At 69.5% G+C, this 20,832-nt stretch carries 19 protein-coding genes; 10 read left to right on the forward strand and 9 right to left on the reverse strand.

Annotated elements, in window-relative coordinates:
* Positions 1 to 8: 8 nt before the first annotated feature.
* Both tal and tkt read right to left on the reverse strand, forming a co-directional pair.
* Positions 9 to 1,121 (reverse strand): transaldolase, encoded by a 1,113-nt coding sequence (gene tal / locus AC069I_RS42270; RefSeq protein WP_478267868.1) that lies wholly within the window; start codon positions 1,119 to 1,121, stop codon positions 9 to 11.
* Positions 1,122 to 1,138: 17 nt separating this feature from the next.
* Positions 1,139 to 3,241, reverse strand: coding sequence for a transketolase (gene tkt, locus AC069I_RS42275; protein ID WP_478267869.1), 2,103 nt, complete (start codon positions 3,239 to 3,241; stop codon positions 1,139 to 1,141).
* A gap of 300 nt (positions 3,242 to 3,541) precedes the next feature.
* On the opposite strand from tkt, the gene AC069I_RS42280 reads away from it, so the two are divergent.
* From AC069I_RS42280 to AC069I_RS42300, 5 genes are all read left to right on the forward strand, one after another.
* The gene (locus tag AC069I_RS42280) at positions 3,542 to 4,522 is read left to right on the forward strand and encodes a heme o synthase (protein WP_125736362.1); all 981 of its coding nucleotides are present in this window, start codon (positions 3,542 to 3,544) and stop codon (positions 4,520 to 4,522) included.
* Between the two features lie 200 nt (positions 4,523 to 4,722).
* A complete protein-coding gene (locus AC069I_RS42285) occupies positions 4,723 to 5,679 on the forward strand; it encodes an MFS transporter (RefSeq protein WP_478267870.1) in 957 nt (318 codons plus the stop codon).
* 64 nt (positions 5,680 to 5,743) lie between these two features.
* Complete coding sequence (locus AC069I_RS42290) at positions 5,744 to 8,005, forward strand: HelD family protein (protein WP_478267871.1); 2,262 nt, start codon at positions 5,744 to 5,746, stop codon at positions 8,003 to 8,005.
* A gap of 10 nt (positions 8,006 to 8,015) precedes the next feature.
* Positions 8,016 to 8,585 (forward strand): FKBP-type peptidyl-prolyl cis-trans isomerase, encoded by a 570-nt coding sequence (locus AC069I_RS42295; protein WP_219153041.1) that lies wholly within the window; start codon positions 8,016 to 8,018, stop codon positions 8,583 to 8,585.
* The gene (locus tag AC069I_RS42300; protein ID WP_478267872.1) at positions 8,585 to 8,830 is read left to right on the forward strand and encodes a cold-shock protein; all 246 of its coding nucleotides are present in this window, start codon (positions 8,585 to 8,587) and stop codon (positions 8,828 to 8,830) included. Before AC069I_RS42295 ends, AC069I_RS42300 begins: the two co-directional genes overlap by 1 nt.
* 62 nt (positions 8,831 to 8,892) lie before the next feature.
* Here AC069I_RS42300 and AC069I_RS42305 read toward each other — a convergent pair whose 3' ends face one another.
* Together AC069I_RS42305 and AC069I_RS42310 are read right to left on the reverse strand one after the other, a co-directional pair.
* Positions 8,893 to 9,420, reverse strand: a complete 528-nt coding sequence (locus tag AC069I_RS42305) for a GNAT family N-acetyltransferase (protein WP_478267873.1) — start codon at positions 9,418 to 9,420, stop codon at positions 8,893 to 8,895.
* On the reverse strand, positions 9,417 to 10,388 hold the full coding sequence (locus AC069I_RS42310) for a quinone oxidoreductase family protein (RefSeq protein WP_478267874.1): 972 nt from the start codon (positions 10,386 to 10,388) through the stop codon (positions 9,417 to 9,419). The genes AC069I_RS42305 and AC069I_RS42310 overlap by 4 nt, the downstream gene beginning before the upstream one ends.
* Positions 10,389 to 10,483: 95 nt before the next feature.
* Between AC069I_RS42310 and AC069I_RS42315 the strand changes: the two genes are divergently transcribed.
* Positions 10,484 to 10,792 carry a hypothetical protein gene (locus tag AC069I_RS42315; protein WP_478227542.1) on the forward strand — a complete coding sequence of 103 codons (309 nt, stop codon included), beginning with the start codon at positions 10,484 to 10,486 and terminating at the stop codon, positions 10,790 to 10,792.
* Positions 10,789 to 11,655: an ATP-grasp domain-containing protein gene (locus AC069I_RS42320; protein ID WP_340683097.1), complete on the forward strand. Its 867-nt coding sequence runs from the start codon at positions 10,789 to 10,791 to the stop codon at positions 11,653 to 11,655. Before AC069I_RS42315 ends, AC069I_RS42320 begins: the two co-directional genes overlap by 4 nt.
* A 76-nt stretch (positions 11,656 to 11,731) precedes the next feature.
* On the opposite strand, the gene AC069I_RS42325 is transcribed toward AC069I_RS42320, so the two are convergent.
* The 5 genes from AC069I_RS42325 to mptB all read right to left on the reverse strand — a co-directional run bounded on the left by AC069I_RS42325 (position 11,732) and on the right by mptB (position 17,193).
* Positions 11,732 to 12,679: an acyl-CoA desaturase gene (locus AC069I_RS42325; protein WP_340683096.1), complete on the reverse strand. Its 948-nt coding sequence runs from the start codon at positions 12,677 to 12,679 to the stop codon at positions 11,732 to 11,734.
* Positions 12,680 to 12,782: 103 nt separating this feature from the next.
* On the reverse strand, positions 12,783 to 13,751 hold the full coding sequence (locus tag AC069I_RS42330) for a COX15/CtaA family protein (protein WP_478267875.1): 969 nt from the start codon (positions 13,749 to 13,751) through the stop codon (positions 12,783 to 12,785).
* A 64-nt stretch (positions 13,752 to 13,815) separates the two neighbouring features.
* On the reverse strand, positions 13,816 to 14,616 hold the full coding sequence (locus AC069I_RS42335) for an ABC transporter permease (RefSeq protein ID WP_478227544.1): 801 nt from the start codon (positions 14,614 to 14,616) through the stop codon (positions 13,816 to 13,818).
* On the reverse strand, positions 14,613 to 15,539 hold the full coding sequence (locus tag AC069I_RS42340; RefSeq protein ID WP_478227545.1) for an ABC transporter ATP-binding protein: 927 nt from the start codon (positions 15,537 to 15,539) through the stop codon (positions 14,613 to 14,615). Before AC069I_RS42340 ends, AC069I_RS42335 begins: the two co-directional genes overlap by 4 nt.
* Before the next feature lie 19 nt (positions 15,540 to 15,558).
* A complete protein-coding gene (gene mptB, locus AC069I_RS42345) occupies positions 15,559 to 17,193 on the reverse strand; it encodes a polyprenol phosphomannose-dependent alpha 1,6 mannosyltransferase MptB (RefSeq protein ID WP_478227614.1) in 1,635 nt (544 codons plus the stop codon).
* A 171-nt stretch (positions 17,194 to 17,364) separates the two neighbouring features.
* Between mptB and AC069I_RS42350 the strand changes: the two genes are divergently transcribed.
* The 3 genes from AC069I_RS42350 to sufD are packed head-to-tail and all read left to right on the forward strand — an operon-like array spanning position 17,365 to position 20,812.
* Positions 17,365 to 18,165 carry a helix-turn-helix transcriptional regulator gene (locus AC069I_RS42350; protein WP_478267876.1) on the forward strand — a complete coding sequence of 267 codons (801 nt, stop codon included), beginning with the start codon at positions 17,365 to 17,367 and terminating at the stop codon, positions 18,163 to 18,165.
* Between the two features lie 38 nt (positions 18,166 to 18,203).
* Positions 18,204 to 19,610, forward strand: a complete 1,407-nt coding sequence (sufB, locus tag AC069I_RS42355) for a Fe-S cluster assembly protein SufB (protein ID WP_478227615.1) — start codon at positions 18,204 to 18,206, stop codon at positions 19,608 to 19,610.
* Between the two features lie 2 nt (positions 19,611 to 19,612).
* The gene (gene sufD, locus AC069I_RS42360) at positions 19,613 to 20,812 is read left to right on the forward strand and encodes a Fe-S cluster assembly protein SufD (protein ID WP_478227547.1); all 1,200 of its coding nucleotides are present in this window, start codon (positions 19,613 to 19,615) and stop codon (positions 20,810 to 20,812) included.
* Positions 20,813 to 20,832: the final 20 nt, after the last annotated feature.

The following is a 20,832-nucleotide window of genomic DNA, read 5'->3' on the forward strand; positions in this document are numbered from 1 at the left end:
GGTCCAGATCAGTCCTTTGCCTTTTCCAGCTGCCCGGTGACGGTCTCGAGAAGCTCGGTCCACGACTTCTCGAACTTCTCGACGCCCTCGTCCTCGAGGACCTTGAACACGTCGTCGATGTCGATGCCGACCACACGCAGCTTGTCGAAGACGACCTGCGCGTCGGGGCCCTTGCCGGTCACCGTGTCACCGGTGATCTCGGCGTGGTCGCCCGCGGCTTCGAGGGTCTTCTCCGGCATCGTGTTGACCGTGTCCTTGACGACGAGCTGGTCCACGTAGCGGGTGTCGGAGTACTGCGGGTCCTTCACGCCGGTGGAGGCCCACAGCGGACGCTGTGGGTTCGCGCCCGCCTCGGCGAGTGCCTTCCAGCGGTCCGAAGCGAACAGCTCCTCGAACGCCGCGTACGCGAGCCGCGCGTTGGCGATGGCGGCCTCACCGCGCAGGGCGGTGGCCGCGTCGGTGCCGATCGCGTCGAGGCGATTGTCGATCTCGGTGTCCACACGGGACACGAAGAACGACGCGACCGAGTGGATGCCCTTGAGGTCGTGGCCGTTGGCCTTGGCCTGCTCCAGCCCGGCGAAGTAGGCCTCGATGACCGCCCGGTACCGCTCGACGGAGAAGATCAGCGTGACGTTGACGCTGATGCCCTCGGCCAGGGTCTTGGTGATCGCCGGGAGACCCTCTTCGGTGGCCGGGATCTTGATCAGCACGTTCGGCCGGTCCACGGTCTTCCACAGGTCCTGCGCCTCGGCCACCGTCTTGTCGGAGTCCTTGGCCAGCCGCGGGTCCACCTCGATGGACACCCGGCCGTCGACCCCGTTAGTGGCGGTGTAGACGTCGCGGAACAGATCCGCGGCGTTGCGCACGTCGGTGGTGGTCAGCTCGCGGATGGTGGCCTCGACGTCGGCGCCGCGGGCGGCGAGCTCGCGGGTCTGCTCGTCGTACGCCTCGCCCTTCGACATCGCGTTGGCGAAGATCGTCGGGTTGGTCGTCACGCCCACGACGTGCTTGTCGCGGATCAGGCCGGCGAGATTGCCGGTGTTCAGGCGCTCACGGGACAGGTCGTCGAGCCAGATCGACACCCCGGCCTCGGACAGCTGCGCGAGCTTGTCGTTGCTCATCTGCTGTGTCATCCCCTTCAGTTCTTGGTGTTGGCGATCGAGCGACGGGCGGCCTCGACGACTGCCTCCGCGGTGAAACCGAACTCACGGAACAGTGTGGCGGCGTCGGCCGACGCACCGAAGTGCTCGATCGAAACGTTCACCCCGGCGTCACCGGTGAAGCGGTGCCACGACTGGGCGACACCGGCCTCCACGGAGACGCGTGCCTTGATCGACGGCGGGATGACCGAGTCCTTGTAGGACTGGTCCTGCGCGTCGAACCACTCGACACACGGCATCGAGACGACGCTCGCCGGGATGCCGTCGGCCTCGAGGGTCTTGCGGGCCTCGACGGCCAGCTGGACCTCGGAGCCGGTCGCGATCAGCACGACCTCGGGGCTGCCGTTGGACGCCTCGGCGAGGACGTAACCGCCCCGCTTGACGCCTTCGGCGCTGGTGCCCTCCAGCACCGGCACGTTCTGCCGGGTCAGCGCCAGGCCCGACGGGTGGTGGACGTCCTCCAGGACGGCCTTCCACGCGTACGCGGTCTCGTTGGCGTCCGCCGGGCGGACGACGTTGAGGCCGGGGATCGCGCGCAGCGAGGAGAGCTGCTCGATCGGCTGGTGGGTGGGGCCGTCCTCGCCAAGGCCGATCGAGTCGTGCGTCCACACGTAGGTGACCGGCGCCTTCATCAGCGCGGCCAGCCGCACGGGCGGGCGCATGTAGTCGGAGAAGATCAGGAACGTCGCGCCGTAGGGACGGGTGCCGCCGTGCAGCGCGATGCCGTTGAGGATCGAGCCCATCGCGTGCTCGCGGATGCCGAAGTGCAGCGTCCGGCCGTACGGGCTGGTCTTCCACATGTCGGTGGAAGCCTTCTCCGGGCCGAACGAGTCGGCCCCCTTCATGGTGGTGTTGTTGCTCTCCGCGAGGTCCGCGGAACCGCCCCACAGCTCGGGAAGCGGCTCGGCGAGGGCGTTGAGCACCTCACCGGAGGCCTTGCGGGTCGCGATGCCCTTGGCGTCCGGCTCCCACTTCGGCAGGTTGTCCGCGAAGCCCTCGGGCAGCGAGCGGGTGGCCATCCGGTCCGCGATCTTCTTGCGCTCCGGGTTCGCGGCGCCCCACGCCTCGAACTTCTCCTGCCATTCTGCGCGGGCGGTCTTGCCGCGGTCGACGGCCTGGCGGGTGTGCGCGATGACCTCGTCGTCGACCTGGAAGCTCTGCTCCGGGTCGAAGCCGAGGATCTCCTTGACCGCGGCGACCTCTTCGGCGCCGAGCGCGGCGCCGTGAGCCTTGCCGGTGCCCATCTTTTTCGGCGCCGGGTACCCGATGACGGTCTTCAGCGCGATGAACGACGGACGCTCGGTCTCGGCCTTCGCGGCCTTGATGGCCTCTTCGATCGCGACGACGTCTTCGCCACCTTCGACGACCTGGGTGTGCCACCCGTAGGCCTCGTAGCGCTTCACGACGTCCTCGGACAGCGCGATCTTGGTGTCGTCCTCGATCGAGATCTCGTTGTCGTCCCAGAAGACGATCAGGTTGCCCAGCTCCTGGCGGCCGGCGATCGAGGAGGCCTCGGCGGTGACGCCCTCTTCGATGTCACCGTCGGAGGCGACGACGTAGACGTAGTGGTCGAAGATGCTCTCGCCCTGCGGGGCGTCCGGGTCCAGCAGGCCGCGCTCGCGACGGGCCGCCATCGCCATGCCGACCGCGTTGGCCAGGCCCTGTCCGAGCGGGCCGGTGGTGGTCTCGACGCCCTTGGTGTGCCGGTACTCCGGGTGACCCGGGGTCTTCGAGTCCCACTTGCGCAGCTGCTTCAGGTCTTCCAGCTCCAGGCCGAACCCGGCGAGGTACAGCTGGATGTAGAGGGTGAGGCTCGAGTGACCGGCGGAGAGGACGAAGCGGTCACGAGCGGGCCACTCGGGGTCCGCCGGGTCATGACGCAGCGTCCGCTGGAAGAGCGTGTACGCGAGCGGCGCCAGGCTCATCGCGGTGCCGGGGTGACCGCTGCCGCAGTTCTCGACCGCGTCCGCGGCGAGCACCCGCACGGTGTCGACGGCCCGCGTGTCGAGGTCGGTCCAGTCGGCGGGCACGTTGCGCCGGAGGAGTGGGTTCTTCTCGCTGGTAGAGGCGGTTTCGGACACTGAACTCGAACTCCCCGTCATCAGGTTGTGGCTTCTCTTCCCTCGTGAGTAACCCACGTGTACCGCTACTAATCTCAATCGATCCGGAAGGGACGATATTCCTGGTCCGGGCCGTTCGCAGAGGTACGCCGCGAGCTACCGCGGCCAGCCTAATGGTTCGGCCGGTCGAGGACCCGCGATCACCCTCTGGAAACAGCACGTCTAACATCGGGGAAGGGTCCAGAACACTCCGGATCCGGGGCCGCCACATCACCCGGAAGCCTGGTGGACCCCGCCCCGAAAACTGACGCAGGGAGTGAAATGTCGTTGGTGAACGCTGCGCACGGACGCAGTGACAGCACCAGCGCCGTACATCCGACCGGTGAACGACCGCACGGTGGCCGGCGAACAATCCGCCAGGTCGTCGGCGCGTACGCCGCCCTCGCGAAGCCCAGGGTGATCGAGCTCCTCCTGGTCACCACGATCCCCGCGATGTTCCTGGCAGGCCGGGAAATCCCGTCGCCGTGGCTGGTGCTCGCGACGCTCGTGGGCGGCACCATGGCCGCCGGCAGCGCCAACGCCTTGAACTGCGTCATCGACGCGGACATCGACAAGGTGATGAACCGCACCAAGCGTCGCCCGCTGGTGAAGGAATCGGTGCCCCGGCGCGGCGCCCTGATCTTCGGTCTCGTGCTCGGCGTCCTGTCGTTCGTCGTGCTCTATTTCACGGTGAACCTGCTCTCGGCGATCCTCGCGATCGTGACGATCCTCTTCTACATCTTCGTCTACACGCTGGTGCTGAAGCGGCGTACGTCACAGAACGTGGTCTGGGGCGGCGCGGCGGGCTGCATGCCGGTCGTCATCGGCTGGGCCGCCGTCACCGGCACCGTCGAGTGGCCCGCGTTCGTGATGTTCGGTGTCATCTTCTTCTGGACCCCGCCGCATACCTGGGCGCTGGGCATGAAGTACCGCGAGGACTACGAGCGCGCCGGCGTGCCGATGCTGCCGGTGGTCGCCACCCCGCAGCACGTGGCGCGGCAGATCGTCATCTACTCGTGGGTGATGGTCGCGTGGACGCTGCTGCTGGTCCCGGTGACGAGCTGGATCTACACGACGTTCGCCCTGCTCGCCGGTGGCTGGTTCCTCTTCTACGCGCACAGCCTTAACGCGGCGGTGCGGCGGGGCGAGGAGACCAAGCCGATGTCGCTGTTCCACCGGTCGAACACGTACCTGATGATCGTGTTCGTCGCGCTGGCCGTCGACTCGGCGATCGGGCTGCCGGCCATCGGGCTGCCTTTCTGATCTTGTAGCGCGTGAAGGCCCCCTTCCCTCGGCTCAGCCGAGGGAAGGGGGCCTTCACGCGTGTCGGGGGTGGGACGGCGGAGGTGAGGTTCGGTCCAGGTGGTCGTGAGTGGCGTTTCGGGTTAGAACACGAATCGCCACTCACGACCCACGCGACCAGGAGATCCGCCGCAGCCCGGCTTCCCGCCTGGTGGCGCGCGTTGCCCAGCCCGGTTACCCGTCAGTACCGTCCGGCGCGGCGGCGCCGGTGGTGCTGTGGGGCCGGGCGGCCGACCGTCTCGGGCGCCGGGCCGCGATGCTGGCTCCGTTCCCTGCAAGAGATCGGTGCCGGAGGCGCGGCCATCATCGCCCGTATCGTCGTGCGGGACCTCGGCGACGGCGACGCGCTCGCCCAACGGCTTTCGGTGCTGTCCATCGCGTTCGTCACGGCGCTCGGCGGCGGGCAGTTCGCCGGCGGGCTGATCGGCGGGTGGCAGGGCGGTTTCGCGGTGCTGACGGCGGCGGGCGTGCTCTGTGTCCTGGGCACGCTGACGATTCCGCTCCACAAGAGCCGCGGCGAAAAGACGGGCATGATCCGGATCCACCTCCGGATCCTCACGGTTCCGGCGTTCCTGCGGCCGACGATCGCGGCAGGACTCGGCTTCGCGACGATCGTGCTCCTGCAGGTGGTCTCGCCGTTCGTCTTCCAGCAGCACTTCGGGCTGAGCGTGGACCAGTACGGCGGCCTCGGCCTCCTCTTCGGGCTGGCCTACTTCGCCGGCGCGCTGCTGGTGAACCGGCTGGCCGGGCGCAAAGGCTCGCCGTGGCTGATGCGCGCGGGCGCGCTGGTCATGACCGGCGCCGGCCTGCTGACGATCGTCTTGTGGCCCGTGCCCGCGATCCCGCTCACGGCAGCCTTCGTGACATTCGTCGCGCTCTACTGCGGCACCACGTTCGGCCAGGCCGCGCTCTTCCCCAGCGGCATGGCCGTCGCGGTGAGCGAGGTGCCCGGGTACGGCGCGTACGCCGTCGCGCTGTGCGGGTTCGTCGCGCAGTCCATCGCGGGTGTCGCCGCCACCTTCGCCGCGCTGCTCCACGAGAACGTCGTGTGGGCGAGTGTGGCCACCGTCCTGTCCCTCGCCGCCTTCCTCCTGGCCCGGGTGAGAGCGCGGGAATGAGATGATGGCGGGCGCCGTTGTAGTTCATTCGGCCCCTGTCCCACCTCTCGAAAGCAGGCTGCTTTTGTCCGTGTCCCCGGACCGGGAACCCGACGCGCTCGAGCAGGACGTCGCGCTCGAGCAGCAGTACGTCACCACCCTCTACCGCAAGCTCGACGCCGAACGCGTCGACGCGCAGCGCAGGCTCGACGAGACGCTGCGCCAGACCGGCGGCACCCCGCAGGCGCGCACCGAACGCGACGTCGCCACGACGCTGTACACCGACAGGCTGGCCCAGCTGAGCTCCGTCGAGCAGGGCCTGTGCTTCGGCCGCCTCGACTTCCTTCCGGAGCACGACGAGGAGACCACCTATATCGGGCGGCTCGGGCTGTTCGACGAGGACGACGACTACCGTCCGCTGCTCGTCGACTGGCGCGCGCCGGTCGCGCGGCCCTTCTACCTCGCCACCGCCGCTTCACCCGAAGGTGTGCGGCGCCGCCGCCACATCCGGTCGCTGAGCCGGAAGGTCGTCGGCGTCGACGACGAGATCCTCGACCTCTCCGCCGCCGACCAGGGCCAAGACCTCGGCCTAGCGGGCGAGGCGGCGCTGCTGGCCGCGCTCGAACGTCGTCGCACCGGCGCGATGAGCGACATCGTCGCCACCATCCAGGCCGAACAGGACCGCATCATCCGCGCGTCGCCGAACGGAGTGCTCGTGGTCCAGGGCGGCCCGGGAACCGGCAAGACCGCCGTCGCGCTGCACCGCGCGGCGTACCTGCTCTACACGCATCGCCAGCAGCTGACCACCCGTGGCGTGCTGGTGGTCGGGCCGAACAGCACGTTCCTCCGCTACATCGGGCAGGTCCTGCCGTCGCTGGGGGAGACCGGGGTGCTGCTGGCCACGATCGGACAGCTGTACCCGGGGCTGGACGCCGACGGCCCCGTCACCCGCGAGGCCGCCGAGATCAAGGGCCGTCCGGTGATGGCCGACGTGCTCGCCAACGCGGTCCGAGACCGGCAGCGGGTGCCGGAACCGGTCCTGGAGATCGAGTTCGAGCGCGAGATCCTCATGCTCGACCGCAAGACCTGCACCGAGGCGCGGACACGGGCCCGCCGGTCGCGCCGTCCGCACAACCTCGCCCGGCGGATCTTCGTCTCGGACCTCCTCGACGCGCTGACCCGGCAGGCCGCCCGCAAACTGGGGGAGGACCTGCTCGACGCGCGGGACGTCCAGGACATCCGGGCCGAGGTCGCCGCGGACAGGAACGTGGCCGCCGCGATCGACGGGCTGTGGCCGAAACTCACCCCCGAGATCGTGCTCGACGAGCTGTTCGCCGACCGCGAACGGTTGCGCAGCGCGGCCGGAAAGGCCTTGTCGGACACCGATCGTGAGCACCTCTACAGCCCGACCGACGCGAAGTGGAGCCCGTCGGACGTCCCGCTGCTCGACGAACTCGCCGAGTTGCTCGGCGAGGACGACACCGAAGCCCGTGCCGAGGCCGCTCGCCGCGAGCGGGAAGACCGCGCCTACGCGGAGGGCGTGCTCGACATCCTCGAACAGGACGAGGAGATCGTCGACGAGGAGCTGCTGCGGGTGGGTGACGTCCTCGACGCGGAGCTGTTCGCCGAACGTCAGCAGCGCCGCAGCGAGATGACCGCGGCGCAGCGGGCCGCCCAGGACCGGACGTGGACCTTCGGGCACGTGATCGTCGACGAGGCGCAGGAACTGACCGCGATGGACTGGCGGCTGCTGATGCGCCGGTCGCCGAACCGGTCGATGACGCTGGTCGGCGACGTCGCCCAGACCGGGGCGGCCGGTGGGGCGCGGACGTGGGGCGAGGCGCTTTCGCCGTACGTCGCCGATCGCTGGCGGCTCGAAGAACTGACCGTCAACTACCGGACCCCGGCGGAGATCATGGCCGTCGCGTCCCGGGTGCTCGCTGAGGTCAACCCGGAACTCGAAGCGCCGGTTTCGGTGCGGGAGACGGGTTTCGAGCCGTGGCTGCGTTCCGTGGACCCGGCGGATCTCACCGCGGAACTGCCCGGCCTCGTCGATGCCGAACTGTCCGCTGTGGACGGTGGGACGGTCGCCGTGCTGTGTCCGTCGCCCCTGGTCGCTTCGCTCTCGGAGACACTCGGCGAGGCGGGGGATCGGGTGTCGGTGATGCCGGTCGAGCGGGCGAAGGGCCTGGAGTTCGATTCGGTGCTGCTGGTGTCCCCGGACGAGGTCGTCGCCGAGTCGCCGCGCGGGCTCAACGATCTTTATGTGGCTCTGACCAGGGCGACCCGGCGGATGGGCGTAGTGCAGACCGGTGACCTTGTTCCCGCGCTGGAGGGTCTTGGCTAAGGTCGGCCGCATGCGCACATTCGGCAAGATCGTGGTCATCGGCGCGGGCGTCCTCGCCCTGGCGGCCTGTGGCGAGAAACAGAACACCGCAGGTTCGGCCCAGACCTCCGGCGCGGCCCCCGCGTCGGCGTCTTCGTCGGCTCCGGCCGCCCCGAAGGGCAAGGAATGCACGGCCGAGGACGTGAAGACCACCGGGAAGTTCGGCGAAGCGCCGACCATCACCATCCCGGACGACTGCGACCCGCCGAAGAAGCTCATCACCAAGGACCTCGAGCCCGGTACCGGCGAGGGCGCCAAGGCGGGCGCGAACCTGAAGATGAACTATTCGCTGGTCACCTGGTCCAACAAGCAGAAGCTGGACAGCTCGTTCGACCGCGGCGAACCGTTCGAGCTGACGCTCGGCGCCGGCATGGTCATCCAGGGCTGGGACAAGGGTCTCGAAGGGATCAAGCAGGGCGCGCGGCGGCTGCTGATCATCCCGCCTGACCTCGGCTACGGCCAGGGCGGGAACGGCATCGCGCCGAACGAGACCCTGGTGTTCGTGACCGACGCGGTGAGCGTCCCGACCGACAAGGGCTGATGGGACCTTCCGACGGCCGCGTCCACCGAGGCCGGGTTCGTTCCTGGCTGGTGGACGATGGCTGGGGAGTGGTCGAGTCGGCCGACTTCGCCGACCCGATCTGGGTCCACTATTCGATGCTGAAGGGTTTCGGGCCCGAAGAATTCCGGAAGCTCGACGTGGGCGACGAGGTCGAGCTGACCGTCGAGCACGCGGAACAGGACGAGTTCCGGCTCCGAGCGCTCTGGGCCCGCGCGATGGGCTGAAGTCCGTGAAGGCCTCCTTCCCTACCTTCAGAGTAGGGAAGGAGGCCTTCACGGCGTCCCGCTCAGCCGGCGTACTCCCAGGTGAGCAGAGTGATCTCCAGTCCCTTCTCGACCTTGGGCTCGGGCGCCGCGTCGGTTAGGGCGTAGCCGACGCGGCGAGCGACGGCTTCGCTGGCGGCGTTCTCGGCGTCGATCTTCAGCTGGAGCGGTCCGCGCCCGAGGTCCAGCGCGTGGGCGGTGAGGACCCGCAGTGACCGCGCCGCCAGGTCCCGCCCGCGGTGCGCGGGACCGACGGCGTACCCGAGTTCGGCCGCATCCTCCTTCAGGAACAGCACCACCTCGCCGAGCGGATCGCCGCCGTCGGCCGTGATGGCCAGGCGCAGCCCGTTGCCCTCGGCGCGACGGGCGACGGCCTTCGCGTAGTGCGCCTTCGCCGCCACCTCGTCGAACGGGGAAGGCAATGGCGTGAACCGCGCGACAGCGGGATTGTCGAACAGCCCCGGCATGAACGCGATGTCGTCTTCGACCCACTCCCGCAGGACGAGCCCTTCGCCGGTGAGCCGGACTTCCTCCGGCCAGAGCGTCGTCACGGGATCAGCAGGAGCTTGCCGGTGGTGCGGCGGCCCTGGAGGTCTTCGTGCGCCTGACGGGCGTCGGCCAGCGGGTAGCGGCCGCCGATCCGGATGTTCAGTGAGCCGTCCTGGACGGCGGCGAACAGTTCGTTCACGCGCCACTCCAGTTCCTCGCGGGTGAGCACGTAGTGCGCGGAGGTCGGGCGGGTGAGGTACACCGAGCCGCTGCGGTTGAGCAGCTGCGGGTCGATCGGCGGGACCGGGCCGCTGGCCGCGCCGTAGAGGGCGAGCAGGCCGCGGATCTTCAGGCTCGCGAGGCTGCCGTCCACAGTGGACTTGCCGACGCCGTCGTAGACGACCTCGACGCCCTTGCCGCCGGTGAGGTCGCGGGTGGCCTTGGCGAAGTCGACCTGGTCGTAGCGGATGACGTCGTCCGCGCCCGCCTGCTTGGCGAGTTCGGCCTTCTCGTCGGTGGAGACGGTGCCGATCACCCGGGCGCCGCGCGCCTTGGCCAGCTGGACCAGCAGCAGGCCCATTCCACCCGCCGCGGCGTGGATCAGCACGTCGTCACCGGCCTTGACCTCGTAGGTCGAGGCGATCAGCGCGTGCGCGGTGATCCCCTGGAGCATCGTGGCGGCGGCGGTCTCCTCGGACACGCCGTCCGGGATCTTCACCGCGATCGTGGCGGGAACCAGACGGCGCTGGGCGTAGCTGCCCAGCGAACCCTGCCAGGCGACCCGGTCGCCGACGGCGAAACCGGTCACGTCCGCGCCGACCGCGGCCACCGTCCCGGCACCCTCCATGCCCAGGATGAACGGGGTGTCGACCGGATAGATGCCCTCGCGGTGGTAGGTGTCGATGTAGTTGACGCCCGCCGCCGCGACGTCCACGAGCAGTTCGTCGGATCCGGGTTCGCCTACCTCGACTTCGGACAGTTCAAGGACTTCGGGACCACCGGTTCGCCGGATCTGCACTGCCGCGGGCATACATCCTCCTCGTTCAAGGTCGTTCCGACCGGGACAACTATGGCCGACGCCACGGTTATTCCGCGTCCCGGGCCTTTCGCGGTTAAGCTCGGCGCGTGGCTGAGACCGAAGAGAAGACCGAGACCGCCGCCCCCACGTCGCGCCAGGTCGCGGCCGCTCGCGACTTCGTGAAGCGGCACGGGAAGCCGTCGCGCGCGGTGGTGGAGAACATCGGCCGGATCGGCGCGCGGGTCGTGCTCGTGGGTGCCGACGGCGCGCTCGGCGATGTCGTCGTCGCCTCCGTGGCGGCGGGCGAGGCGCTGGTCGAGGCCGTCGAAGACCTCGAGCCCGCCGAGTGGGACAGCGAGACCGTGAAGGCCACCAAGATCGGCGCCGAGCACCGCCGCCGGATGGCGGGGAAGTGAGCGGCTCCGCGATCTTCGCCGCCTGCTCCGCGCTGCCGGAAGGTGACGGCGACGAGCACGCCGTACCCGAGGCGCTGGCCGACCTGGGCTTCAAGACCCGATGGGCCGCCTGGGATGACACGACCGTCGACTTCGCCGCCGCGGACATCGTCGTGCTGCGCGCCACCTGGGACTACGCCGAGCGCCGCGACGAGTTCCTGTCCTGGACCGAGACCGTGCCGACGCTGTCCAATTCGGCCGAGGTCGCGCGGTGGAACACCGACAAGTCCTATCTGGCCGAACTCGGCGACGCCGGGGTCGCGATCGTGCCGACGACCCTGATCGCGCCGGACGAGAAGGCCCCACGCTGGCCCAAGGGCGAGTTCGTGCTGAAGCCCGCCATCGGCGCCGGCTCGCGGGGAGCGGGCCGGTTCACGGCGGGCGACGCGGCCGCCGCGCATCTCTCCGGGTTGCAGGCCGACGGGAACACCGTGCTGCTCCAGCCGTATCAGTCCAGTGTGGACAGTGCGGGGGAGATCGCGCTGGTGTACTTCGGCGGTGTGTACTCGCACGCGTTCTCGAAGGCGGCGATGCTGGGCCGGGAACTCGACGAGTCCGGGCTGTACGTGACGGAGAAGCTCGCGCCCGTGCAGCCCGCCGCGGGATTCCGCGCGCTGGCCGAAGACGCTTTGGACGCGACGGCGGCACTGCTCGGCATCCTGCGCGCGGAACTGCTCTACGCCCGCGTCGACCTCGTCGCCGGTCCGGACGGCAGGCCGCTGCTGCTGGAACTGGAGCTCGTCGAACCTTCGCTCGGGTTCCGGCAGACCGATGCCGCCGCGGCCTGGCGCTTCGCCTCCGCCGTACGGCAGCAACTCGCCTGACGCCCCGCATTTAGTCCTCTGAATGCGATCCTTGCGTGTGCAACTACCGCATTCAGAGGACTAAGTGCGACGGGGGTCAGGCGGGTTTGGCGAGTTTCGCGGCCAAGCGCTCCGGCTTCGGCCACCGCACGTCCCGTGCCCAGCCGAACTTCTCGAACAGCCAGATCACCCGTGCCGACACGTCGACCTGTCCGCGCAGGACACCGTGCCGCGCGCAGGTGGGGTCGGCGTGGTGGGAGTTGTGCCACGACTCGCCCATGGACAGGATCGCCAGCGGCCAGAAGTTCGCCGCCTTGTCACGGCTGGCGAACGGGCGCTCGCCGACCAGGTGACAGATCGAGTTCACCGACCAGGTGACGTGGTGCAGGAACGCGATCCGGACCAGCCCGGCCCAGAAGAACCCGGTCACCACACCCCACCACGACCAGCTGATCAGCCCGCCGAGCACCGCGGGCAGCGCGAGGCTCAGCGTGATCCACAGCCAGAAGTAGCGGTTCACCACGCGAAGATCCTTGTCGGCCACCAGGTCCGGCGCGAAACGGTCGTAGTTGGTCACCTCGCGGCTGAACATCCAGCCCATGTGCGCGTGCCAGAAGCCGCGTAGCAGCGCCGAGGGCGACGTCCCGAACAGCCAGGGGGAGTGCGGGTCGCCTTCGCGGTCGGCGAAGGCGTGGTGGCGACGGTGGCTGGCCACCCAGAAGATGACCGAACCCTGCACGGCGAAACTGCCGGCGATGGCGAGCGCCACGCGCAGTGGCCGCCCGGCCTTGAAGGCGCCGTGGGTGAAGTAGCGGTGGTATCCGACGGTCACCCCGAGCGTCCCGACGGTGTAGAACACGGCCGCCAGCGCCAGGTCGACCCAGGTCATGCCCCAGCCCCACACGATCGGCACGGCGGCGAGCAGCGCGACGAACGGGACCAGCAGGAAGGTCTTGAGTATCAGCATCTCCCCGGAGCCTCGGCGGTGGGAGATCAGGGGTTTGGACGGACTGGCCGGTGCGTCCGGCTCGGTGCTGGCGGTCATGCGACACCTCGTGCCTCGACTGGGTGGTGACCCCCGTGTGGGGCACCGAGCGCAGCGTAAGGGCACCGTCTGGCGAGCACGCCGCCTGGGGGTTACGTCCGGTTCAGTTCGAGGTGGCGAGTTCGCGTTCCGGAGCCGTGGCCGAGGACACGGGACCACGGTCGCGCGAGCCGCACCACAGCGCCGCCGTCGAGATGATCACGAGCGCGGAGCCGAGGACGTGGAACGAGACCAGCGCCTCCGGGACACCGAGGGCGTACTGCACCGAGCCCACGACGCCCTGGAGGACCGCGACGACCCACACGATGGTGTACCGCTTCCACAACTGCTTCGGCGTCTCGCCACGCATCAGCTGGAGCCCGAAGACGGCCAGCACGATCAGGTAGACCACCAGCAGACCACCGTGGACCTGGGTGAGCGTCTCGATGGGGGCTTGGAGCCGGTGGGTGCCGGGGTCGCCGCCGTGCGGGCCCGCCCCGGTCACGGTGGTTCCCGTCACGAGGACGGCCCACATGGACACGGCGAGCGCGATCAGCGTCTTGCGTCCCGCGTCCGGGATCAGCCAGCGGGCGGGCTCGTCACCCTCCTTGAACGCGCGCAGCAGCAGGACCGCGAGCCAGACCAGAGGAGTGGAGGCCAGGAAGTGGAGCGCGACGGTCCACCATTCGAGTTTCGCGAGCACGGTGATCCCGCCGACGACGGCCTGCAGGATCACGCCGGCGGGCATCGTCCAGGCCAGCTTCACCAGACGGCGGCGGCTCGGGTGTTCGATCTGCACGCGCCACGCGGTGATCACGCACAGCGCGGCGACCAGGATGACCACCCCGGTCAGCATCCGGTTGCTGAACTCGATCCACTGGGTGAGCGTGTCGAACTCGGGGTGCGCGACCGGCACGATGCTGCCTTCGACGCACTGCGGCCACGTCGGGCAGCCGAGGCCCGAACCCGTGACGCGGACGACCGAGCCGGTGACGCCGATTCCGGCCTGCGCGATCACCGCCGCTATCGCGACCGCTCGCTGGACCGCGAACGAGGGATACGGCAGACGCGCTACAAGGCTCTGGAACGGCACCGTCCGATGCTAGAACGCCCTTCCTGAGAGCGTTCCACCGGCCGCACCCGGTGTGTCGGCCGCCTCAGGTCAGGCGGGTGGTCTTGCTCGCCAGCGCGCCCGCGACGACGCCCCAGCCGACGAGCACCGCGAACGGGCCCCAGCCGAACGAACCGTCCAGCAGTACCGACCGCAGGCCTTCGGCGAGCGCGCCCGAGGGAAGCAGTTCGACGATCCACGCGACGCCGGACGGCATGGTCGACGGCGCCAGCAGGATGCCGCCCGCGAGCAGCAGCACGAACCAGACGATGTTCGCCAGCGCCAGCACGGCCTCCGCGCGCAGCGCCCCGCCGAGCAGCAGGCCCAGCGCGCCGAACGCGAGCGTGCCGACGATCAGGAACGGGATCGCGCCGAGGATCCCGCCGAGCGACGGCGACCAGCCCAGCAGCGCGGCGACGGCACCGAGGATCACCGCCTGCAGCGCGACCACCACCAGCGCGGCGGCCACCCGGCCGGCGACGAGCAGCCAGCGGGGCAGTGCGGTGGCGGAAAGGCGTTTGAGGACGCCGTAGCGGCGGTCGAACCCCAGCGCGATGGCCTGTCCGGTGAACGCCGAAGACATCACCGCCAGCGCCAGGATCCTCGGCGTGATCCAGTCTGCTTTGGACGAATCGCCGAGTTGCGACGACGGCAGGATGTCCAGCAGTGACAGGCCGATCAGCAGCGCGAGCGGGATCAGCAGGGTCAGCAGGATCTGCTCGCCGTGGCGCAGCGTCAGGCTCGCTTCGACCTTCGCGTGCGTGCGCAGCATCTTGCCGAGCGAACCGCGGCCGGGAGCCGGGGTGAACGTGCCCGGGGCGAACCGGGGAGTGGGCGTCGTGGTCATGCGCGCAGTTCCCGTCCGGTCAGCTCCAGGAAGACCTCTTCCAGCGTGCGCCTGCCGACCTGCAGCTCCTCGGGCATGACACCCTGCTGCGCGCACCACGCCGTCACCGTCGACACCACCTGCGGGTCGATCGCGCCTTCGACGAGATACGTGCCCGGCGCCGACTCGTGGACGAGGTGCCCCTCGGGCAGCGCCGCGGTCAGCAGTGCGGTGTCGAGCCGCGTCCTGGCCTTGAACCGCAGCTGTGCGCTCTCACCGGCTTCGACGGTCAGCGACTGCGGGGAACCTTCGACGACGACCTTGCCGTGGTCCACGATCACCACGGTGTCGGCCAGCGTTTCGGCCTCCTCCATCAAATGCGTGGTGAGCAGGACGCTGACCCCGTCGGCGCGCAGCGCTTCGAGCAGGTCCCAGACCAGGCGGCGGGCCTGCGGGTCCATGCCCGCCGTCGGTTCGTCGAGGAAGAGCAGTTCCGGCCGTCCGACGAGCGCGCAGGCGAGCGAGAGCCGCTGCTGCTGCCCGCCGGAAAGCCGTTTGAACGGAGTCTTCCTCGCTCCCGCGAGCCCGAGGACGTCCAGCAGCCAGGCGGGTTCGAGCGGGTTCGCCGCGCACGCGGCGACCAGCCCGAGCATCTCGTCGGCGCGGACGCCGGGATACGCGCCGCCGCCCTGGGGCATCACGCCGATCCGGGGCCGCAGCGCGGCGCCGTCGCGCGCCGGGTCCAGGCCCAGCACACGGACTTCGCCGTCGTCAGGCCGCAGGAAGCCTTCGCAGATCTCGACGGTGGTGGTCTTGCCGGCTCCGTTCGGGCCGAGCAGAGCGAGCAGTGCGCCACGGTCCATCCGCAGATCGAGTCCATCGACGGCGGTGGTGGATCCGTAGCGTTTCACCAGCCCGGTGATCTCGACGGCGGGGGCGTTCACGACAGGTCACGATACGGCCTCACGCCGGGACCGAATGCTCCGGGGACGGTCTGGACAGCAGCAGTGGTGAGAGGCGGTGGACGATGAACAGCCCCAGTAGCGTGACGACCCCGGCGGCGGCCCACGCGAACGGCAGGACGAAACCGCGGCCCTCGAAGGTGCTTCCCGTCGTCGGCAGCAGGAACGGCAGAACGGCGGTGACGATCGTCGCGGCGATGCGGAACCGCGAGGTCCCCGCCGCCGCGGCGAGCGGGATGATCGCCCACAGCAGGTACCAGGGCTGCAGCGCGACGTGCAGCACCATCACCGCGCCGAGGGAGACACCGAGGCCGATGATCGGCCGGTAGCGCCATTTGAAGCTGTCCCAGAGGAACTTGACCGTCACCGCGCCCGCGACGAGATAGCCGAGCGAGCCGAGGATCGGCACCATCGCGTTGGTGTGGTTGCCGAGACCGAGCGCGATGCCGAGGACACCGCCGAGCGCGGCGAGTTCCGACGTCGGCGAAATCCAGGAGCGGACCAGTCCCGGCGTGCCGAGCGCGCCGACCCAGCCGAAACCGAGGCCCGTGCCGTAACAGACCGCCACCAGGGTCACGCCGAACAGCAACGCCATCGGCACCGCCGCGGTGACCAGGTCCTTGATCCGGCCGTGCCATCGTCTGGCCACCATCACCGTGAAGAACGGCAGCGCCAGGATCGCGTTGATCTTCACCGCGACGCCGAGGGTGATGAGCACCACCCCGAGCCCGATGTAGAGGAGTTCGCCCTTGGCCGGCGGGGGCGGCTCGTCGTTCTTGAACCGCACCGGCATCCGCTGGAGACCGACCTCCAGCCCGGCCACCATGAGCCCGATCGCGAGCGCGTCGTTGTGGGCGCCCGCGACGAAGTGGAAGATCAGCAGCGGGTTCGCCGCGCCGAGCCACAGCGCGGTGGCGGGCTGCACGCCGAACCGCCGGGCCAGCCGGGGCAGCGCCCAGATGATCAGGATGACGCCGATCAGCGCGAGCCCGCGCTGCAGCAGGACCCCGGTGACGATGTTGCCACTGCTCAGCGGGGCGAGCCAGCCGCCGAGGCGGAGCAGCAGCGGGCCGTACGGTGCCGGGGTCTCGCGCCACATGTTGGAGACGCCCGAGGTCAGCGGATCGGAGACGCCGAGCGCTTCGGCCGGGCCGAGGGAGTACGGGTCCATCCCGCGGGCGACGATCTCGCTCTGCGCCAGATAGCTGTAGACGTCGCGGGAGAACAGCGGCGGGATGAACAGCAGCGGCGCGCACCAGAGCGCGATGGTGCGGGCGAGCTGGCCCTGGGTGGCGAGGCGGCGGCGCGCGGGCTGCGCGAACCGGCCGAGCAGCAGCCAGCTGAGCACGATGATCGCCATGCCCGCCAGGCCCATCGCGAGCGAGACCATGGGGATCCGGGTGAACAGCCGCAGGACCGGGATCTCCTGGACCGGGTTGATCACCGGGGCGGCGCCCGCGCCGAGCGAGCCGAGGGCGAGGAACAGGGAACCGACCGCGCCGAACCGGCGGACCACGTTCAGCCCGCGCAGTTCCTTGTCGTCCAGGGGTTCCGGATCGTGCGGGCGCCCGGGGACGAGCGTCGCCACCGACCCCGCCGACTCCACGGCCCGGTCTTCCGGCTCTGCCCCGTCCATGTCCCGCTGTGCCGGGTGATCGCCCACTGCCACGCACGAAGGGTAGCGATGCCGGGAACAGACCGGGCGGGTACGTGGTTACCCCTGTGCTCAGCCGGGCCGACGTGACCCACGCCACTCCGTGAGGCACCCCTCTTTGCCGTCTCCCCGGAAATACGTCACACTTGTGTTGTGAAAAAGACGGGGACGCGGGACGAGGCCGGTGGCGACATGCCCCGCGCCGAGGTCCAGCCTGTCCCCGCGCAGGTCGGCCCCGAGGGCCGGACCAGGCACGAAGTGGCCCGCCTGCTGCTGGAACAGGGGCCGATGACCGCCGTCGTGGTGGCCGAGCAGCTGGGGATCAGCGCCGCCGCCGTCCGCCGTCATCTCGACGCGCTGCTCGCCGACGGCGAGGCCGAAACCCGGGACGCGCCCCGCCGCGGCCCCCGCGGACGAGGCCGTCCGGCCAAGAACTTCCTGCTCACCGAAGCCGGCCGCGCCCGGTTCGGGCACGCCTACGACGACCTCGCGTCCTCGGCCATCCGCTTCCTCGCCGAGCACGCCGGCGAAGACGCCGTGAAGGCCTTCGCGGAGGCTCGGGTCGCTTCGCTGGTCGGCCCGCATCAGGACGCGATCACCAAGCACACGGACCCCGCCTCGCGCGCCGAGGCCCTCGCTGCGGCGCTGACCAGGGAGGGTTACGCTGCGTCGACCCGTCAGGTCGGTGTCGGCGAACAGCTCTGCCAGCACCATTGCCCGGTCGCCCACGTCGCCGCCGAGTTCCCTCAGTTGTGCGAAGCCGAGACAGAGGCTTTCGCGGAACTTCTGGGTACTCACGTCCAGCGGCTCGCGACCATCGCACGCGGTGACAACGCGTGCACCACACACGTACCCGTCGTCTCGGCGGGTCACCCGGCCACACCCGGGCCGGGAAGCACGGCGCCCTCCCCGGGGCGCACAGCACGGATCCCGAATGGAGGGAAACCCGCATGACTGCCGCTGCCGAGCAGCGCACTCCCACCACCGCGCCCATGAGCCAGGAAGAGACCATCGAGTCCCTTGGCAAGTACGCGTTCGGCTGGGCGGACTCCGACGAGGCGGGCTCAACGGCCCGTCGCGGACTGAATGAGGACGTCGTCACCGACATCTCCTCGAAGAAGTCCGAGCCGGAGTGGATGCGCGAAGCGCGACTCAAGGCGCTCAAGCTCTTCGACTTGAAGCCGATGCCCAACTGGGGTGCGGACCTCTCCGGGATCGACTTCGACAACATCAAGTACTTCGTGCGGTCCACGGAGAAGCAGGCCACTTCCTGGGAAGACCTGCCCGAGGACATCAAGAACACGTACGACAAGCTGGGCATCCCCGAGGCGGAGAAGCAGCGCCTCGTCGCCGGTGTCGCGGCGCAGTACGAGTCCGAGGTCGTCTACCACCAGATCCGCGAGGACCTGGAGGCGCAGGGCGTCCTGTTCCTGGACACCGACACCGCGCTCAAGGAGCACCCGGAGATCTTCAAGGAGTACTTCGGCTCCGTGATCCCGGCAGGGGACAACAAGTTCTCCGCGCTGAACACCGCGGTGTGGTCCGGCGGCTCGTTCATCTACGTCCCCAAGGGCGTCAAGGTGGACATCCCGCTGCAGGCGTACTTCCGCATCAACACCGAGAACATGGGTCAGTTCGAGCGGACCCTGATCATCGTCGACGAAGACGCCTACGTGCACTACGTCGAGGGTTGCACCGCGCCGATCTACCAGTCCGACTCGCTGCACTCGGCGGTCGTGGAGATCATCGTGAAGAAGGGCGCCCGCTGCCGTTACACGACCATCCAGAACTGGTCGAACAACGTCTACAACCTGGTCACCAAGCGCGCCAAGTGCGAAGAGGGCGCGACCATGGAGTGGATCGACGGCAACATCGGTTCCAAGGTCACGATGAAGTACCCGTCCGTGTTCCTCATGGGCGAGCACGCCAAGGGCGAGGTCCTCTCGGTCGCGTTCGCGGGCGAGGGCCAGCACCAGGACGCCGGCGCGAAGATGGAGCACCTGGCGCCGCACACCTCCTCGACCATCGTGTCGAAGTCGGTGGCGCGCGGCGGTGGCCGCACCTCGTACCGCGGCCTGATCAAGGTCGCGAAGCGGGCGCACCACTCGCGGTCCAGCGTGGTCTGTGACGCGCTGCTGGTCGACACGATCTCGCGGTCGGACACGTACCCGTACGTCGACATCCGCAACGACGAGGTCTCCATGGGCCACGAGGCGACCGTCTCGAAGGTCAGCGAAGACCAGATGTTCTACCTCATGTCGCGCGGTCTCGACGAGGCCGAGGCCATGGCGATGATCGTGCGCGGGTTCGTCGAGCCCATCGCGCGTGAGCTGCCGATGGAGTACGCGCTCGAGCTGAACCGCCTGATCGAGCTTCAGATGGAAGGGTCCGTCGGCTAGTCATGTCGGTTACCGAGAACAACGTTTCCGAAGCGATGCGCGAGGGCGTTGGCGAGCCCGCCGGCTCTGGAGGCACAGTTGTGCCGGCCACGTCCCGCGCGGAGCGCTTCACCTCCTACGACGTCGAGGCCTTCGAGGTCCCTGGCGGTCGTGAGGAGAACTGGCGTTTCACTCCGATGAAGCGGCTGCGTGGCCTGCACGACGGGTCCGCCGCCGCTTCGGGTTCGGCCGCAGTGGACGCCGACGCCGCGCCCGAACTGAAGATCGAGACGGTCGGCCGGGACGACGAGCGCCTCGGCGCCGCGGGTGTCCCGAGCGACCGGATCGCCGCGCAGGCGTACTCCTCGTTCACCGAGGCCACCGTCATCACGGTGCCCAAGGAGACGAAGACGTCGAAGCCGTCGACGGTGAAGATCACCGGCCCCGGCGAGGGCAAGGTCGCCTACGGGCACGTGCAGGTCCGCGCCGAGCAGTTCTCCGAAGCGGTCATCGTCCTCGACCACGTCGGTTCCGGCACCTACGCCGACAACGTCGAGTTCGTCATCGGCGATTCGGCGAACGTGACCGTGGTCAGCGTCCAGGACTGGGCCGACGACGCGGTGCACGTCTCCGAGCAGCACCTCAAGCTCGGCCGCGACGCCACGCTCAAGCACATCGTCATCACCCTGGGCGGTGACCTCGTCCGCGTCTCGCCGACGGCGACGTTCGCCGACAAGGGCGGCGACGTCGAGATGCTCGGCCTGTACTTCGCCGACTCGGGCCAGCACCAGGAGCACCGGCTCTTCGTCGACCACGCGGTGCCGAACTGCAAGTCGCGGGTGATGTACAAGGGCGCGCTGCAGGGCGACGACGCGCACACCGTGTGGGTCGGCGACGTGCTGATCCGGGCGGCCGCCGAGGCCACCGACACCTACGAGCTCAACCGCAACCTGGTGCTGACGCCGGGCGCGCGGGCGGACTCGATCCCGAACCTGGAGATCGAGACCGGCGAGATCGAAGGCGCGGGCCACGCGAGCGCGACGGGAAGGTTCGACGACGAGCAGTTGTTCTACCTCCAGTCGCGCGGAATCGGCGAAGACGCCGCGCGTCGCCTGGTCGTACGCGGGTTCTTCCACGAGATCCTGGTCAAGATCGGCGTTCCCGAGGTGCGCGAGCGTCTCGAGGCCGCGATCGAAGCCGAGCTCGAAGCCGTGGGCGTCTAAGCCCTCGTCCGTCCACATCA

Source organism: Amycolatopsis sp. NPDC043885 (genome assembly GCF_056435685.1).